We start from the raw sequence: 18485 nt of genomic DNA, 5'->3' as shown, positions 1-18485 counted from the left end.
CAGGGCGGGCGCTCCGCCCTGCCGTACCGACCCGAAGGTGGATCCACTGTGCCCGCGAGCGACAGCCCGCACACGTCCGTGCCGACCCGGGGTGTCCCTGCCGTCCTCACCGAACAGGAGCGGCACCGGATCCTCGTCGACTGGAACGACACCGGGCACACGGTGTCCCCGGCCACCGTGCCGGACCGGTTCGAGGCCCAGGTCGAGCGCGCGCCCGACGCGGTCGCCCTGGTCTGCGACGGTGCCACGGTCAGCTACCGGGAGCTGAACGAGCGGGCGAACCGGCTGGCGCACCGGCTGATCGCGGCCGGTGTCGGGCCGGAGCGGCTGGTCGGGCTGGCCCTGCCCCGGTCCGTCGACCTGTACGTGGCCGAGCTGGCGGTGCTCAAGGCGGGCGGCGCGTACCTGCCGCTGGACGTGGACTACCCGGCCGAGCGGATCGCGTACATGCTCACCGACGCGGCCCCGGTCGCGCTGGTCACGATCGCGGAGCTGGACGCCGCGGTACCGGACCGGGCCGGCACGGTGCGGCTGGTGCTGGACGACCCGGGTACGGCCGCCGCGCTGGCCGCCGCCCCGGAACGGAACCCGACCCCGGCCGAGCGGGGCGGGCTGCGCGTGCACAACGCCGCCTACGTCATCTACACCTCCGGCTCCACCGGCCGGCCCAAGGGCGTGGTGCTCACCCACACCGGGGTGGCGAAGCTGCTGGCCACCGGCATCGAACGGTTCGGCATCGGCCCGCACAGCCGGGTGCTGCAGTTCGCCTCGCCGAGCTTCGACGTGGCGTTCTTCGACCTGTGCCTCGGCCTGCTCAGCGGCGGCCGGCTGGTGGTGGTGCCGTCCGAGCTGCGGCAGCCGACCGCCGAGCTGGCCGAGTACGCCGCGGCGCACGGCGCCACCTTCATGATCCTGCCGCCGGTGCTGCTGGCCGCGCTGCCGCCGGACGTGCAACTTCCGGCCGGTGCCACGCTGCTGGCCGGCACCGAGCGGGTCTCCGCCGAACTCGTCGCCCGGTACGCCGGCCGGCAGCGGATGTTCAACGCGTACGGGCCGACCGAGGCGACGGTCAACTCCACGCTGGGCCGCTGCGACCCGGCGCACCCGCGCGGTACCTCGGTGCCGATCGGCGTGCCGGACCCGGGCACCCGGGCGTACGTGCTCGACGCCACCCTGCAACCGGTGCCGGCCGGTGTGGTGGGGGAGCTGTACCTGGGCGGGGCGGGCCTGGCCCGCGGCTACCTCGGACAGGCCGCCCGCACCGCGGAACGGTTCGTCGCCGACCCGTTCGGCGCGCCGGGCGAGCGGCTGTACCGCACCGGCGACCTGGTGCGGTGGGGCACGGACGGCCGGCTGGACTTCGTCGGCCGGGCCGACGACCAGGTCAAGGTGCGCGGCTACCGGATCGAACTGGGCGAGGTGGAGGCGGCGCTCGCCGGCGACCAGGACGTGGCCCAGGTCGTCGCCGCGGTCCGGGACGGCCGGCTGGTCGCCTATGTGGTGCCGGCGGTCGACGCGCCGCCCACCGCCCCGGCCTCCGCGGACGGCCGGGTGCGGCTGTGGAAGGACCTGCACGAGCTGCTCTACGCCGCGGGCGAGGCCGAGCGCCCGGGGGAGAACTTCACCGGCTGGAACTCCACGTACGACGGTCAGCCGATCCCGCTGCCCGAGATGCGCGCCTGGCGGGACGCCACGGTGGCCCGGATCACCGAACTGCGGCCGGCCGACCGGCCATGGCGGGTGCTGGAGATCGGTGTCGGCAGCGGCCTGCTGCTGACCCGGATCGCCCCGGACACGGCCGAGTACTGGGGCACCGACCTGTCCGAGGAGGCCGTCGCCGCGCTGCGCCGGCAGGTGGACGCGGACCCGGTGCTGGCCGACCGGGTGACGTTGCTGGCCCGGCCGGCGCACCGGTTCGACGGCCTGCCGGCCGGCCGGTTCGACACCGTGGTGATCAACTCGGTGGCGCAGTACTTCCCGGACGGCGACTACCTGGCCGACGTGCTGCGCCAGGCCGCCGACCTGGTGGTGCCGGGCGGCCGGATCTTCGTCGGCGACGTGCGGAACCTGCGGCTGCTGCGCACGCTGCGCGCGGCCGTCCACCTCGGACGCGGGGCCGATCCGGACGCGGCGCGGGCCGCGGTGGCGCAGGATCTCGCCTGGGAGGGCGAACTCCTGCTCGACCCGGACTTCTTCGCCGCGCTGCCCACGGTCGACCGCGTCGACCTGCGGGTCAAGCGCGGGGCCGCGCACAACGAGCTGACCCGGTACCGCTACGACGTGGTGCTCGGCGGCCCGGCCGCGCCGGCACCCGGGGTCACCCGGGTCTGGCGCGCGGAGTTCGCCGACCTCGATGCTCTCACCGAGGCGGTACGGACCGCCCTGGACAGCGGCGAAACGGTGCGGGTCACCGGCATCCCGAACGCCCGCCTGACCGCCGACCGGGCCGCCGAACAGGCCCTGGAAGGGAACCCGGCGACCGGTCCCGGCGTCGACCCCGAGGACCTGTACGCCCTCGGCGCCCGCCTGGCCTGTGCCGTCGAGGTGACCTGGACCGCCGGTGGCGCGGCCGGGGAACTCGACGCGGTGTTCGCGCCGCCGGGCCGCCCGTTCACCGCGTACGCCGGCGACCCGGACCGTCCGCGGACCGCGCTGGCGAACCGGCCGGTGCCGTTCCGCGACGTGCACGCGCTGCTGCGCCGGCTCCGCGAACGGGCCGCCGCCTGGCTGCCCGACTACATGGTGCCGACCGCGATCGTGCCGCTGCACCGGATGCCGGTCACCGGCTCGGGCAAGGTGGACCGGGCCGCTCTGCCGGCACCGGACCGGCGCGCGCTGAGTACCGGGGTCCGGCCGCGCAGCGCCCGCGAGGAACTGCTCTGCACCCTCTACGCCGAGGTCCTGGACCTGCCGACGGTCGGCGTGGACGACGACTTCTTCGCGCTCGGCGGCGACAGCATCGTGGCCATCCAGCTCGTCATCCGGGCCCGCCGGGCCGGCATCGCGATGACCCTGCGGCAGGTCTTCCTGCACCGCACGGTGGCCCGGCTGGCTCCCGCGGTGAACGCCGCGGACGCCGCCGGAGCGGCCGTGTCGCCGGACGCGCCGCCGCCGGTGCTGGACCCGGCCGCCGCCGCCGAACTCGCCGCCGACCTGCCCGGCCGCGCCGAGATCCTGCCGGCCACGCCGCTGCAGGAGGGCTTCTACTTCCACGCCCTGCGCGACGGCGCGGACACCGACACGTACGTGGTGCAGATGCTGGTCGAGCTGTCCGGGCCGCTGGACGCGGACCGGTTGCGCCGCGCCGCGCAGGCCGTCCTCGACCGGCACGCGCCGCTGCGGGCCGTGTTCCGGCAGGCGCCCGACGGCCGCCTGGTGCAGGCCGTCGTCGACCGGGTGCCATTGCCCTGGCGGATCGCCGAGGTGGCCGCGGACGACGTGGACCGGGTGGTCGCCGCGGAACGCGCCCGGCCGTTCGACCTCGGCAGGCCGGCGCTGCTGCGGGCCACCCTGCTGCGCCACCACGACGGCCACCACCGGCTGCTGCTGCAGTTCCCGCACATCATCGCGGACGGCTGGTCGGTGTCGGTGCTGCTGCGGGACCTGTTCGCGTACTACCGGACGGACGAACCGGCGGGGCTGCCCGCGGTGCCGCCGTACCGCCGCTTCCTGGGCTGGCTGGCCGGGCAGGACCGGGACGCGGCCGACGCCGCCTGGGCCCGCGCGCTGGCCGGCCTGGACGGGCCGACCCTGCTGGCGCCCGGCCCGGCGTCCGGGCCGGTCCGGTCCGCCGAGGTGCGGCACACGCTTCCGGAGCCGCTCACCGCGGCGCTGACCGCCCGCGCCCGGGAACTCGGGGTGACGCTGGGCGTGGTGCTCCAGGCCGCCTGGGGCGTGCTGCTCGGCCGCCACACCGGCCGGTCCGACGTGGTCTTCGGCACCACCGTCTCCGGCCGGGCCGCCGACGTGGACGGCATCGGCGACATGGTCGGCCTGTTCATCAACACCGTGCCGGTACGGCTGCGCTGGTCGCCTGGGCAGTCGCTGGCGGACCTGCTGACCGGCCTGCACGCCGCCCAGTCCGAGCTGCTCGACCACCAGCACGTGTCGCTGGCGGACCTGCACCGGACGGCCGGCGTGGACGAGCTGTTCGACACGCTGGTGGTGCTGGAGAACTACCCGGACCAGCCCGCCGCGCCGGACGGGCTGACCCTCGACGGGCTCGACTACCACGACGCCGGGCACTATCCGCTGGCGCTGATCGCGGTGCCGGGGGACCGGCTGGACCTGCGGTTCAAGCACGACGCCGCGCGGCTCGACGACGCCGCCGTGCGCCGGCTCGCCGGCTCGCTGACCACGCTGCTGACCGCGATCGCCGACGACCCGTCGCGGGCGGCGGGCCGGATCGACCTGGTTCCCGCGGACGTGCAGGACCGGCTGGCCGGGCCGCCGGTGGACGCGCCCGGAACGCTGCTCGAGGCGTTCGCGGCACAGGTCCGCCGTACCCCGGACGCTCCCGCCGTGCTCGGCGACGACGGCGCGCGCAGCTACGCCGAACTCTCCGCCGACGCGGACGCCCTGGCCGCGCGGCTCGTCGCGGCCGGGGCCGGGCGAGAGACCGTGGTCGCGGTCGCCGTGCCGCGCTCCACCGGGCTCCTGGTCGCGCTGCTCGGCGCGCTCCGCGCCGGTGCCGCGTACCTGCCGCTGGACGTGGCGCTGCCCGCCGACCGGCTCGCCTACCTGCTCGCCGACTCGGCCGCCGTGCTCACCGTGACCACCGTGGACGCCGCCGCCGCGCTACCGCCCGGCACGCCGACGCTGCTGCTGGACGCGGACGAGCCGGCCCCGGCCGGACCACTGCCGGAGGTACGGCCGGAGCACCCGGCGTACCTGATCTACACCTCCGGGTCGACCGGGCGGCCGAAGGGCGTGCTGGTCCCGCACCGGGCCATCGCCAGCCAGCTGACCTGGGCCCGGGACCGGTTCGGCCTGGGCACCGGCGACCGGGTGCTGCACCACCTGTCGGCCAGCTTCGACCCGGCCGCGCTGGAGTTGCTGTGGCCGCTCACCGCGGGCGCGGCCGTGGTGCTCACGCCGCCCGCCGCCACCGGCGACCCGGCCCTGCTGACCGCCGCGATCCGCCGGCACGGCGCCACCACCCTGGTCATCGTCTCCTCGGTGCTGGCCGCGTTCACCGACGCGCTCGCGCTCGCCGCCGACCCCACGCTGCCCACCCTGCGGCGAGTGCTGTCCGGCGGCGACGTGCTGGCGGCCGGCACGGTACGCCGCTGGCACCGGCTCACCGGGGTGCCGGTGCACAACGTGTACGGCCCGACCGAGACCACCATCCAGGTCACCAGCTCGGACGGCGGGGTGCCGGACGGCACCGGCCCGGTCGGCATCGGCGGGGCGGTCGGCGGGGTCCGCCTGCGGGTGCTGGACACCGCGCTGCGGCAGGTGCCGCCCGGCGTACCCGGCGAGCTGTACGTGGCCGGGGTGCAACTGGCCCGGGGCTACCTGGGCCGTCCCGGTGCCACGGCGGCGGCGTTCGTGGCCGACCCGTACGGCCCGGCCGGGCAGCGGATGTACCGCACCGGCGACCTGGTTCGGTACGACCCCGAGGGGAACCTGGACTACCTGGGACGCGGCGACCGGCAGCTCAAGGTCCGCGGGCACCGGGTCGAGCCGGGCGAGATCGAGGCCGTGCTCGCGGCCCAGGAGGGCGTGACCGGTTCCGCCGTGGCGGTGCGCGGTGCGGCCCTGGTGGCGTACGCGACCGGCGCCGGCCTGGAACCGGCGCGCCTGCGCGCCGCGCTCGCCGGTGCGCTCCCGTCCGCGCTGGTGCCGTCCGCGGTGGTGGTGCTCGACGCCCTGCCCCGCACGCCCAGCGGCAAGATCGACGAGGCCGCCCTGCCGGACCCCGCCGAACCCGCACCGGGACCGTCCCGCGCGCCCGCCGGTGCCGCCGAGGAACTGTTCTGCGGCATCCTGACCGAGGTGCTGGGCCGCCCGGTCGGCCCGGACGACGACTTCTTCGCGCTCGGCGGCGACAGCCTGCGCTCGATCGCGGTGGCCAGCCGGGCCCAGGCCCGCGGCGTGCCGCTGAGCCCGCGGGACGTGTTCACCCACCGCACCGCCGCCGCCCTGGCCGTGGCCGGCGCCGAGGCGGCACCGGCCGAGCCGGTCCGGCCGCGACCGGCGGTGGCGCTCACCGAGGCGGAATGGGCCGTGCTGCGGCAGCGCAGCCCGTGGCCGGTGGCCGAGGTGTGGCCGCTGTCGCCGCTGCAGGAGGGCCTGTACTTCCACGCCGGCTTCGACGCGGGTGGCGCGGACGTCTACACCGCGCAGGTCGCGTTCGACGTGGCCGTCCCGATGGACGCCGACCGGCTGCGCTCCGCCACCGCGACCCTGCTGGCCCGTCACGCCGGCCTGCGCGCCGGGTTCACCGGCGACGGCCTGGCCGCGCCGGTGCAGTTCATCACGGACCACCCGGCGCCACCGGTGACCGTCGCCGACCTGACCGGCGCGCCCGCCGAGCGGGTGGCGGAACTGCTGGCCGAGGACCGCGGACGCGGCTTCGACCTGGCCCGCCCGCCGCTGTTCCGGGTCCTGCTGGTCCGCCTCGGCGACACCGACCGCCTGGTGATCACGCACCACGTGCTGGTCTGGGACGGCTGGTCCGCGCGGGTGGTGCTGGAGGAACTGCTGGAGCTGTACGCGGCCGGCGACCGCGCCCTGCCGCCCGCCGGCTCGTACGCCGACTACCTCGCCTGGCTGGCCGGCCGGGACACGGCCGCGGCCACCGCCGCGTGGCGGGACGCGCTCGCCGGCCTGGCGGAACCCACGCTCGTCGCACCCGGCGGCGCCGCCGACGGCACCGCCGCGGCGCCGCGCCGCCGCCGCACCACGCTGCCGCCGGACGCCGCCGACCGGATCCGCGCGGCCGCCGTCGCCGCCGGGGTCACCCTCAACACGATGCTGAACGCGGCCTGGGCGGTGGTCCTGTCCACCGCGGTCGGCCGCGCCGACGTGGTCTTCGGCACCACGGTGGCGGGCCGGCCCGCCGAACTGCCGCACGTGGACCGGGCCGTCGGCCTGTTCCTCAACACCGTGCCGGTCCGGGTCGCGCTGGACCCGGCCGAGCCGGTCGGCGACCTGCTGCGCCGGATGCAGGCGCAGCGGACCGCCCTGATGCCGCACGAGTACCTGGGACTCGGCGAGGTGCAGCGGGCGGCCGGGCACGCCAAGCTGTTCGACACGCTCTTCGCCCTGCAGCAGGTGGCCGGGGACGACGACGCGCAGGTGCTGCGCGACCGGCATGGGGTGACCGAAGTGGACAGTGTGGACGCCACGCACTTCCCGCTGGCGTTGACGGTGTCGCCCGGTGCGTCGCTCGGCATCACGCTCACCTACCGGACCGAGGTGCCGGCCGAGACCGCGGCCGCGCTGCTGGCCCGGTTCACCGCCGTGCTGGACCGGCTGGCCGCGGACCCGGCGGCCCCGCTCGGCCGGCTCGACCCGGTACCGGCCGCGGAACGCGCCGCGCTGGTCGCCCGGGCCGGTGCCACCGCCCGGCCACTGCCCACCGAGACGGTCGCCGATCTGCTCACCGAGCAGGCCCGGCGTACCCCGGCCGAGTCCGCGCTGGTGTCCGGCGGCGAGACGCTGACCTACGCCGAACTGGACGCCCGGGTCAGCCGGCTCGCCCGGCTGCTGCTCGCCCGCGGTGCCGGTCCGGAGCGGGTGGTCGCGCTGGCCGTCCCGCGGACCGCCGACATGGTGGTGGCGCTGTTCGCGGTGCTGCGTACCGGCGCCGCGTACCTGCCGCTGGAACTGGACCACCCGGCGGCCCGCCTGGCCGCACTGATCGACGACGCCGGCCCGGTGTGTGTCCTCACCACGACCGCGGTCGCGCCCCGGCTGCCCGACCGGCACCTGGTCGCCCTCGACGACCCGGCGGTCCGGGCCGAACTCGCCGGGCTGTCCCCGCAACCGCTCACCGACGCGGAACACCCGGCGTTCGCCCGTACCCGGGCGGACCGGCTGGCCCACCCGGCGTACGTGATCTACACCTCCGGCTCCACCGGCCGTCCCAAGGGCGTGATCACCCCGTACCGCGGGCTCACCAACATGCAGCTCAACCACCGCGAGGAGATCTTCGAGCCGGTGGTGGCGGCGGCCGGCGGGCGGCGGCTGCGGATCGCGCACACCGTGTCGTTCGCCTTCGACATGTCCTGGGAGGAGCTGCTCTGGCTGGTCGAGGGCCACGAGGTGCACGTCTGCGACGAGGAGCTGCGCCGCGACGCGCAGGCGCTGGTGGCCTACTGCGACCGGCACGCGATCGACGTGGTTAACGTGACGCCGACGTACGCCGAGCACCTGATCGCCGAGGGACTGCTGGCCTCCGACCCGGGCGCCGGACGGCACCGCCCCGGCCTCGTGCTGCTCGGCGGCGAGGCGGTGTCCGACGCGGTGTGGCGGACCCTGCGGGACACCGAGGGCACGCTCGGCTACAACCTCTACGGGCCGACCGAATACACGATCAACACGCTCGGCGGCGGCACCACCGACAGCGCCACGCCGACCGTGGGCCGGGAGATCTGGAACACCCGCGCGTACCTGCTGGACGCCTGGCTGCGCCCGGTGCCCGACGGATGCGCGGGCGAGCTGTACATCGGCGGCGCCGGCCTGGCCCGCGGCTACCTGCACGGTCCGGGGCTCACCGCGGCCCGGTTCGTCGCGGACCCGTTCGGTGCGCCCGGCGAGCGGCTGTACCGGACCGGTGACCTGGCCCGGCGCCGGCCGGACGGGAACCTGGACTTCCTCGGCCGCACCGACGACCAGGTCAAGATCCGCGGCTACCGGATCGAGCTGGGCGAGGTCTCCGCGGTGCTCGCGGAGCACCCGGACGTGGCCCGGGCGGCGGTGGTGGCCCGCGACGGCCGCGCCGGCAAGCGCCTGGTCGGCTACGTGGTTCCGGCCGCGACCGGTGCGGCCCCGGCGCCCACGGCGGACGAGGCCGGCGGGGAGGCCGCGCACCTGGCCGAGTGGCACCAGATCTACCACGACGAGTACACCGAGATCCCGACCGCGGTGGCCGCCGAGGACTTCGCCGGCTGGGACTCCAGCTACGACGGCCGGCCGATCCCGCTGGCCGACATGCGCGAGTGGCGGGACGCGACGGTCGCCCGGATCACCGAACTGCGACCGGCCGGCCGGCCGTGGCGGGTCCTGGAGATCGGCGTCGGCAGCGGCCTGTTGCTGTCCCGGATCGCGCCGCAGACGGAGGCGTACTGGGCCACCGACTTCGCCGCGCCGGTGGTCGCCAAGCTGCGCGCGGACGTGGCGGCGGTGCCGGAACTGGCCGGCCGGGTGGAGCTGCGGCACCAGCCGGCCCACGAGACCGCCGGGCTGCCCCGCGACTTCGACACCGTGGTGATCAACTCGGTGGTGCAGTACTTCCCGTCCGCCGAGTACCTCACCGGTGTCCTCACCGCGGCGCTGGAGCTGGTCCGGCCGGGCGGCACGGTGTTCGTCGGCGACGTACGGAACCTGCGGCTGGCCCGCACCTTCCACGCCGCCGTGCAGGCGACCCGTGGTGGGCCCGCCGCGGCGGACGACCGGTTGCGTGCGGGCGTCGCCCGGGCCGTGCTGCTGGAGAAGGAACTGCTGGTCGACCCGGACCTGTTCGCGGCGCTGGCCACCGACGACGTGCGGGTCGCGGTGCACACCAAGCGCGGACACCGGCACAACGAGCTGACCCGGTACCGGTACGACGCGGTGCTGTACCGCGCGCCGGCCACGGTCCGGTCGCTGACCGGCGCGCCCGTCCGGCGCTGGGACTCAGACCTGGCCGGGCTGTCCGCGACGCTGGACACCGAGCGGCCCTCGCTGCTGCGGGTGACCCGGATCCCGAACGCGCGGCTCACCGGCGAGCTGGCCGTCGAAGCCCGGCTCGACGGATCCGGCCCGCCCACCGCCGGCGTCGAACCCGAGGAGCTGTACGCGCTCGCCGAACGGCACGGCTACCGGGCGTTCCTCACCTGGGCGCCGGCCGCGGACGGCAGCCTGGACGCGCTGTTCGTGACGCCGGACGCGCTCGGCGGCGCGGCGGCGGTGGACCTGGCCACGCCGGTGCGCGGAACCGCCGACCCGGCCGACTGCACCAACCGGCCGGCCGCCGCGCGGGACATCGCCGCGCTCGGCCCCCGGCTCCGCGACTACCTGCGCGAGCGGCTGCCCGACTACATGGTGCCGGCCGCCCTCGTCACCGTCGCCGACCTGCCGCTGACCGTGAACGGCAAACTGAACGTCCGGGCGCTGCCCGACGTGGAACCGGCCGGCCCGGTGCCGGCCGCGGAGGCGCCCCGCACCCCGGCGGAACGGCTGCTGGCCGAGCTGTTCGCCGACGTGCTCGGGGTGCCCGAGGTGGGCATCCGGGACGGCTTCTTCGACCTCGGCGGCCACTCGTTGCTGGCCACCCGGCTGGTCGGCCGGGCCCGCGCGGCGCTCGGCGCGGAACTGTCCATCCGGGACCTGTTCGAGGCGCCGACCGTGGCCGAGCTGGCCGAGCGGGCCGGCGCGGACACCGGCCCGGCGCTGCCGGTGCTGGCCCCGGCGGCCCGGCCCGAGCTGCTGCCGGCGTCCCCCGCGCAGCAGCGCCTCTGGGTCATCCAGCAGCTCGACCCGGCGTCGCCCGCCTACAACTTCCCGATCGTCGCGCGCCTGCGCGGGCAGCTGGACGTGGCCGCGTTCCGCGCCGCCGTGCGCGACGTGATGGCCCGGCACGAGGCGCTGCGCACGCTGATCGTGCCGCACGACGGCCGGCCCACCCAGCGGATCGTGCCCGCCGGCGAGGCGGTGCCGGTGGTCGAGGTGCTGCCCCCGGTCGCGGCCGGCACCGATCCCACCGCGGCGGTACGGGCCGCGGCGGCCCGCCCGTTCGACCTGTCCACCGAGCTGCCGCTGCGGGTCCGGCTGATCCCGGTCGCCGCGGATGAGCACCTCGCCGTGCTGGTGCTGCACCACATCACCACCGACGAGTGGTCCGACGGGCCGTTCCTGCACGACCTGGCACGGGCGTACACCGCCCGGCGGTCCGGCGCGGCGCCGGACTGGACCCCGCTGCCCGTGCAGTACGCCGACTACACGCTCTGGCAGCAGCAACTGCTCGGCGACCCGGCCGACCCGGACAGCCGCGCCGCCCGGCAGCTCGCGTTCTGGCGCACCACGTTGGACGGTGCGCCGCAGCGGCTGGAACTGCCGGTCGACGCCCCGCCGTCCGGCGCGTCCGGCGCACCCGGCGGCGAGCTGCTCGTACCGCTGGACGCGGACACCGTGCGGGCCCTCCGGGAACTCGCGCAGCGGATCGGCGCCAGCCTCTTCATGGTGGGTCAGGCACTGGTCGCGGCGCTGCTGCACCGGCTGGGCGCGGGCACCGACATCCCGCTCGGCGCACCGGTCGCCGGCCGCACCGAGGCGGCGCTCACCGACCTGGTCGGCTTCTTCGTCAACACGCTGGTGCTGCGCACCGAGGTGGACGGCGCGGCCGGATTCGCCGACCTGCTGACCCGGGTACGCACCGCCGACCTGGCCGCTTTCGACCACCAGGACGTGCCGTTCGAGGCCGTGGTGCGCGACCTGAACCCGGAGCGGTCGGCCGGCGACAACCCGCTGTTCAACGTGATGGTGGTGCACCGGCCCCGCGGCGCGGCCGAGCTGACGCTGCCCGGGCTCACCGTCACGCCGGAACCGTACGCCACCGGCACCGCGCGGTTCGACCTGGTGTTCGGCCTGCTGGAGGACGGCGACGCGCTGCGCGTGCTGATCGAGTACCGGGCGGACCGGTTCACCGAGCAGACCGCCGCGGCGATCGGCCGCCGCTTCGCCCGGTTCGCCGCCGCGGTCGCCGCCGACCCGGACACCGCGATCGGCGCGGTCGACCTGCTGGACGACGCCGAGCGGATGCTGGTGCTGGAGACGTTCAACGACACCGCGCGCCGGGTCGACGAACGTACCCTGCCCGCGCTGTTCGGGTCCCGGGCCGCCGAGCAGCCGGACGCGGTCGCGGTGGTGGACGGCGACACCGAGCTGACGTACGCCCAGCTGGACGCGTCGGCCCGGCGGATCGCCACGCTGCTCGCCGGGCTCGGGGTACGGCGCGGTGACGTGGTCGGCCTGGCCGTGCCCCGGTCCGCCGCCACCGTCGCGGCGATCCTCGGCATCCAGCGCCTCGGCGCCGCGTTCCTGCCGCTGGACCTCGGCCATCCGGCGGACCGGCTGGCGTACCAGATCGGCGACAGCGGTGCCCGGCTCGTGCTGACCACCACGGACAGCGCGGACCGGGTGCCGGAGGTGCCCGGGGTGACCACGGTGGACGTGGCCGGCGCCCCGGAACAGGGCGACCCGCCGGCCGCCGCGGTCCGGCTGGACGACGCCGCGTACGTCATCTACACCTCCGGCTCCACCGGCCGCCCGAAGGGCGTCGTGGTCAGCCACGAGGGCGTCGCCAGCCTGGCCGCCACGGCGGTGGACCGGATGGGCGTCACCCCGCACAGCCGGGTGGTGCAGTTCGCCTCGATCGGCTTCGACGTGGCGGTGTTCGACGTGGTCATGTCGCTCTGCGTGGGCGGCACGCTGGTGCTCATCCCGGAGGAGGCCCGGGTCGCCGACCGCGCGCTCACCGACTTCCTCGCCGCGCAGCGGATCAGCCACATGATCCTCCCGCCGTCCCTGCTCTCCGCGCTGCCCGCGGGCTGCGACCTGCCGGACGGCGGCGTGGTCCTGGTCGGCACCGAGACCGTGCCGCCGGGCCTGGTGCGCCGGCTGGCGGAACGGCAGCGGGTCTTCGGCGCGTACGGCCTGACCGAGGCGACCGTCAACTCGACGCTCTGGGCCGCGGAGCCGGGCTGGGACCGGGCCGTGCCGATCGGCCGGCCGGACCCGAACACCCGGGTCTACGTGCTCGACGACCGGCTCCGGCCGGTGCCGCCGGGCGTGGTGGGCGAGCTCTACGTCGCCGGTCGCGGCCTGGCCCGCGGCTACCTGGGCCAGCCCGCACTGACCGCGGGACGGTTCGTGGCCGACCCGTTCGGCCCGCCCGGCGCCCGGATGTACCGCACCGGCGACCGGGCCCGGTGGCGCGCCGACGGCAACCTCGACTTCCTCGGCCGCACCGACGACCAGGTCAAGATCCGCGGTTTCCGGGTGGAACTGGGCGAGGTCGAGGCCGCGCTCGCCGCGCAGCCGCAGGTCGTCCAGGCGGCCGTGGCCGTGCACGCCGACGGCGCCATCACCCGCCTGGTCGGGTACGTGGTCCCGGAGGCCGGCGCCGCCCTCGACGGCGCGGCGTTGCGGACCGCCGTCGCGGCCCGCCTGCCCGAGCACATGGTGCCGTCCGCGGTGGTGGTGCTCGACGGGCCGCTGCCGATCACCCCGAACGGCAAGCTGAACCGGCGCGCCCTGCCCACCCCGGAGTTCGGCGCCGGGGGCCGGGCGCCGGCCACCCCGCGCGAGGCGCTGCTCTGCGACCTGGTCGCGGACCTGCTGCACCTGCCGCGGGTGAGTGCCGACGACGACTTCTTCGCGCTCGGCGGGGACAGCATCGTCGCCATCCAACTGGTCGGCCGGGCCCGGCGCGCCGGGCTGCGGATCCGCCCGGCGGACGTGTTCACCGCCTCCACCCCGGCCGCGCTGGCCGCGGTGGCGGTGCCGGAGAGCGATGCACCGGCCAGCACGCCGGCCGCGGTGCCCGCCGCCGGCCTGCTGGACCTCACCGACGCCGAACGCGCCGAACTCGCCGCGCTCGACCCCGCCCCGGACCACCTGCTGCCGGTCACCCCGCTCCAGGCCGGGCTGCTGTTCCACGCCCAGATGGACGCGGGCGGCCCGGACGTCTACACGGTGCAGACCTGGTTCGACCTCACCGGACCGGTCGACGCGGACCGGCTGCGCCGCGCCGGTCAGGCCCTGCTCGACCGGCACCCCCACCTGCGGGCCGGCTTCCGCCACCTGCACACCGGCCGGCCGGTCGCGCTGGTACCGGCGGCCGCGACGCTGCCGTGGAGCGTGCACGACCTCACCGGTGCGGCCGACGACGCCTGGGAGACGCTGCTGACCGAGCAGGCGGCACGGTTCGACCCGGCCGCGCCGCCGCTGATCCGGCTGGCCCTGGTCCGAGGCGGCCCGGCCGGCCACCGGCTGGTGCTGACCCACCAGCACGTGCTGCTCGACGGCTGGTCCGGCCCGCCGCTGCGGGACGAACTGGCCGCGCTGTACGCCGCCGACCGGCCCGACGCGCTGCCGCCGGCCCGCCCGTTCGCCGAGTACCTGCGCTGGCTGTCCGCCCAGGACCGGGACGCGGCGCGGGCCGCCTGGGCGGCCGAACTGGCCGGCGTCACCGAACCGACCCGCCTCGCCCCGGCCGACCCGGCCCGGCTCCCGATCACACCGCACCAGTACGCGGTGGAACTGCCGGCGACCCGGACCGCGGCCCTGACCGCGCTGGCCCGGCAGCGCGGCGTGACCGTCAGCGCGCTGCTGTATGCCGCCTGGGGGGTGGCGCTGGCCCGGCTCACCGGCCGCGCCGACGTCGTCTTCGGCGCCACGGTCTCCGGTCGTCCGGCCGACCTGCCCGGCATGGAGTCGATGATCGGCCTGTTCATCAACACCGTGCCGGTGCGGGTGCGGTCCGCCCCGGCCGACCCGCTCGGTGCCGTGCTGGACCGGGTGTGGGCGGCGCAGATCCGCACCCTGGACCACCAGCACCTGGGCCTCGGCGAGGTGCAGAAGGCGGCCGGCGGTGAGCTGTTCGACTCGCTCGTGGTGGTGGAGAACTACCCGTACACCGAGGCGCCGGCCGAGGACGACGGCTCCGTGCTGGGCATCCACCCGGCCGGCGGCAGGGACGCCACGCACTACCCACTGACCTGGGCGATCACCACCGGAGACCGGCTCCGGCTGGTCGCCGAGTACCGCCCGGACCTGTTCACCGCGGACGCCGTGGCGCGCTTCGCGGCGGCGTACGAGGCGGTGCTGACCGCGTTCGCGGCCGGCCCGGACCGCCCGGTCGGCGTGGTGGACCTGCTCGCCGAGTCGGAGCGGCACCGGGTGCTGACCCACTTCAACGACACCGCGGCCGACGCCGGCGACCCGGCCGGCACCCTGCCGGAGCTGTTCGCGGCGCAGGTCGCCCGCACCCCGGAGGCCGTCGCCGTGGTCGGTGTCGACACCGGACCGGCCGGCTGGACGTTCGCCCAGCTGGCGGCCCGGGTGAACCGGCTGGCCCGGGTGCTGGCCGCCCGCGGCGCCGGACCGGAACGGCTGGTCGCGCTGGCGCTGCCGCGCACCGCCGACACGCTCGCCGCGGTCCTGGCCGTGCACGCGGCCGGTGCGGCGTACCTGCCGGTCGACGCGGACCTGCCGGCCGAACGGGTCGCCACGATGCTGGCCGACGCCCGGCCGGTGCTGCTGCTGGCGACCGCGGAAACCGCGGCCGGCCTGCCGTCCACCGAGGTGCCGGTGCTCCGTACCGACGAGCTCGACCTCACCGCGGGACCGGCCGACCCGCCGGACGTGGCCCGGCACCCGGACCACCCCGCGTACGTCATCTACACGTCCGGCTCCACCGGCCGCCCCAAGGGCGTGCTGGTCAGCCAGCGTGGCCTGGTCAACCTGTTCCACAGCCACCGGGCCGCGCTGCACCGGCCGACCGTGGCGGCGACCGGCCGCCCGCACCTGCGGGTCGGCCACGCCTGGTCGTTCTCGTTCGACGCCTCCTGGCAGCCGCAACTGTGGCTCTACGACGGCCACGCCGTGCACGTCATCGACGACGAGACCCGCCGCGACCCGGCGCGGCTCGCGGCGGAGGTCACCGCGGCTGGGCTGGACTTCATCGAGGTGACCCCCGGGCACTTCGCCGCGATGGCCGACGCCGGCCTCCTCGACGGCGACCGGTGCGGCCTGACCACCGTGGGTGTCGGCGGTGAAGCCGTACCTCCGGCCCTGTGGACCCGGCTGCGCGGGCTGGCCGGCACCACCGCGGTCAACCTGTACGGCCCCACCGAGGCCACCGTGGACGCGCTGCTCGGCCGGTTCTCCGACAGCCCGACCCCGGTGGTCGGCCGGCCGGTGGCGAACGTCCGGGCGTACGTCCTGGACGCCGCGCTGCGCCCGGTGCCGCCCGGTGTCACCGGCGAGCTGTACCTCGGCGGTGCCGGGCTGGCCCGCGGCTACCTGGGCCGGCCGGGGCTGACCGCGGAACGGTTCGTGGCCGACCCGTACGGCCCGGCCGGCGGGCGGTTGTACCGCACCGGTGACCTGGCCCGGTGGACCGCGGACGGTCAGCTCGAGTACGGCGGGCGCGCGGACGACCAGGTCAAGGTCCGTGGCTTCCGGATCGAGCCGGGCGAGGTCGAGGCCGCGCTGGCCCGGCATCCGGCGGTGACCCGGGCCGCGGTGCTGGTCCGCGAGGACGCCGCGCGGGGCCGGCACCTGGTCGCCTACGTCGCCGCCCCGGGCGGGGTGGAGGTCGACGGGCTGCGCCGGCACGCGGCCGCGACGCTGCCCGAGTACATGGCGCCGACCGCGTACGCGGTGCTGCCGGACCTGCCGCTGCTGCCCACCGGCAAACTGGACCGGGCCGCACTGCCGGCGCCCGAGTACCCGGACGGCAGCGGCGGGCGGGCACCCCGTACCCCGGTCGAGGAACTGCTCGCGGGTCTCGCCGCGGCGGCGCTGGACCTGCCCGCCGTGGGCGTGGACGACGACCTGTTCGCGCTCGGCGCGGACAGCGCCACCTCGGTACGCCTGGTCGTCGCGGCCCGGCACGCCGGCCTGTCCGTCGAACCGCGGCACGTGTTCCAGCTGCGCACCGTGGCGGCGCTGGCCGAGGTCGCCGTGGTCACCGGCACCGAGGCGCCGCCCACGCCGATCATGCACTGGCTGCGCGAGGTGGACGGCCCGATCGCCGGCTTCAACCAGGCCGCCGTGGTGCGTACCCCGGCCGGCCTGGACGCCGACCGGCTCGGCCGGGCCGTGCGGGCACTGGCCGACCGGCACGACGCGCTGCGCACCCGGCTGGACCGCACCGGCACCTGGACGCTGCGGGTGGCACCGGCCGGCACCGTCGCGGCGGAAACCTGGCTGCGCCGGGTGGACGCCCGCGACCAGGATCTGGCGTCGGTGCTCGACGCGGCCGCCCGGGACGCGCGGGCCCGGCTCGACCCGGACGCCGGCACGATGCTGCAGGCCGTGTGGTGCGACGCCGGGGAGCGGCCCGGCCGGCTGCTGCTGATGGTGCACCACCTGGCGGTCGACGGGGTCTCCTGGCGCCTGCTGCTGCCCGACCTGGCCGCCGCGTACGCCGGCACCGACCTGCCGCCGGTGCCCACGCCGTTCGCCGACTGGGCGCGGGCGCTGCCCGCCGCGGCGACCGACCCGCGCCGCGCCGCCGAGCTGCCGTACTGGACGTCCGCGCTGGACGGTGCCGACCCCGGGCCGGACGGGTTGCCGCTGCGCCGGCCCCTCGACCCGCGGCGGGACACCCACGGCACCGCCCGCGAACACCGCGTGGTGCTGCCACCGGCGGACACCGGCCCGCTGCTCGCCGACGTGCCGCGCCGGTTCGGTGCCCGGGTGCACGACCTGTTCCTGTACGCCGTCGCCGACGCGGTGGGCGGCCGGACCCGGCTCAGCGTCGAGGGCCACGGCCGCGCCGAGGAACTCGCCGACGCCGACCTGTCCGCGACCGTCGGCTGGTTCACCAGCGTGTACCCGGTCCACCTGGACGTCACCGGCCCCGACGCCATCGGCCGGGCGGTACGGCAGCTGCGGTCCGTACCCGACGACGGCATCGGCTTCGGCCTCCTGCGCCACCTGCACCCGGAGGCGTCGGCGACGCTGGCGGACCGCCCGATGCCGCCGATCCAGGTCAACTACCTGGGCCGGTTCGGCGCACCCGACGACGCCGACTTCGCACCGGCGCCGGAGATGGCGGTGGCGGCCCGGTACGCCGCCGACCCGGACATGCCGCTGGCGTACCCGCTGAGCCTGACCGTGGTGGTCGACGACCACCCCGACGGGCCGTACCTGACCGCCACCTGGACCTGGCCGGAGGGCGTGCTCGCGGAGAGCGACGTGCGCCGCCTGGCCGACGTCTGGACCCGTACCCTGCGGGCGCTGGCCGCGCCCGCCGATCCCACGAGGAGCACACCATGACGAACCCCTTCGACGACCCGGACGGCACCTTCCTGGTGCTGGTCAACGAGGAGAACCAGCACAGCCTGTGGCCGTCGTTCGCGGACGTCCCGGCCGGCTGGACGGTGGCACACGGTCCGGCGTCCCGGCAGGAGTGCCTGGACCATGTCGAGGCGCACTGGACCGACATGCGCCCGCAGTCCCTGATCGAGGCGATGTCGAAGGAGGCATAGAGACGCCGGACGTTCGTTCCGCGCTGGAGGTCCACAGGGTCGGGCTGTGCGGGTGCT

The 18485-nt window shown here is 76.6% G+C and carries 2 protein-coding genes; both read left to right on the top strand.

Translation table 11 applies throughout. The features are described from left to right. Window positions 1–48: 48 nt before the first annotated feature. Complete coding sequence (locus LDL48_RS22415) at window positions 49–18216, top strand: non-ribosomal peptide synthetase (RefSeq protein WP_225257154.1); 18168 nt, start codon at window positions 49–51, stop codon at window positions 18214–18216. Beyond that, window positions 18213–18428 carry an MbtH family protein gene (locus LDL48_RS22410; protein ID WP_225257153.1) on the top strand — a complete coding sequence of 72 codons (216 nt, stop codon included), beginning with the start codon at window positions 18213–18215 and terminating at the stop codon, window positions 18426–18428. The genes LDL48_RS22415 and LDL48_RS22410 overlap by 4 nt, the downstream gene beginning before the upstream one ends. The last annotated feature ends 57 nt before the right edge of the window (window positions 18429–18485 follow it).

This window comes from Jidongwangia harbinensis, from assembly GCF_020216025.1.
Taxonomy (GTDB): domain Bacteria; phylum Actinomycetota; class Actinomycetes; order Mycobacteriales; family Micromonosporaceae; genus Actinoplanes; species Actinoplanes harbinensis.
Note: the sequence above shows the minus strand (reverse complement) of the source record. Positions and strands in the feature narration are given on the sequence as shown.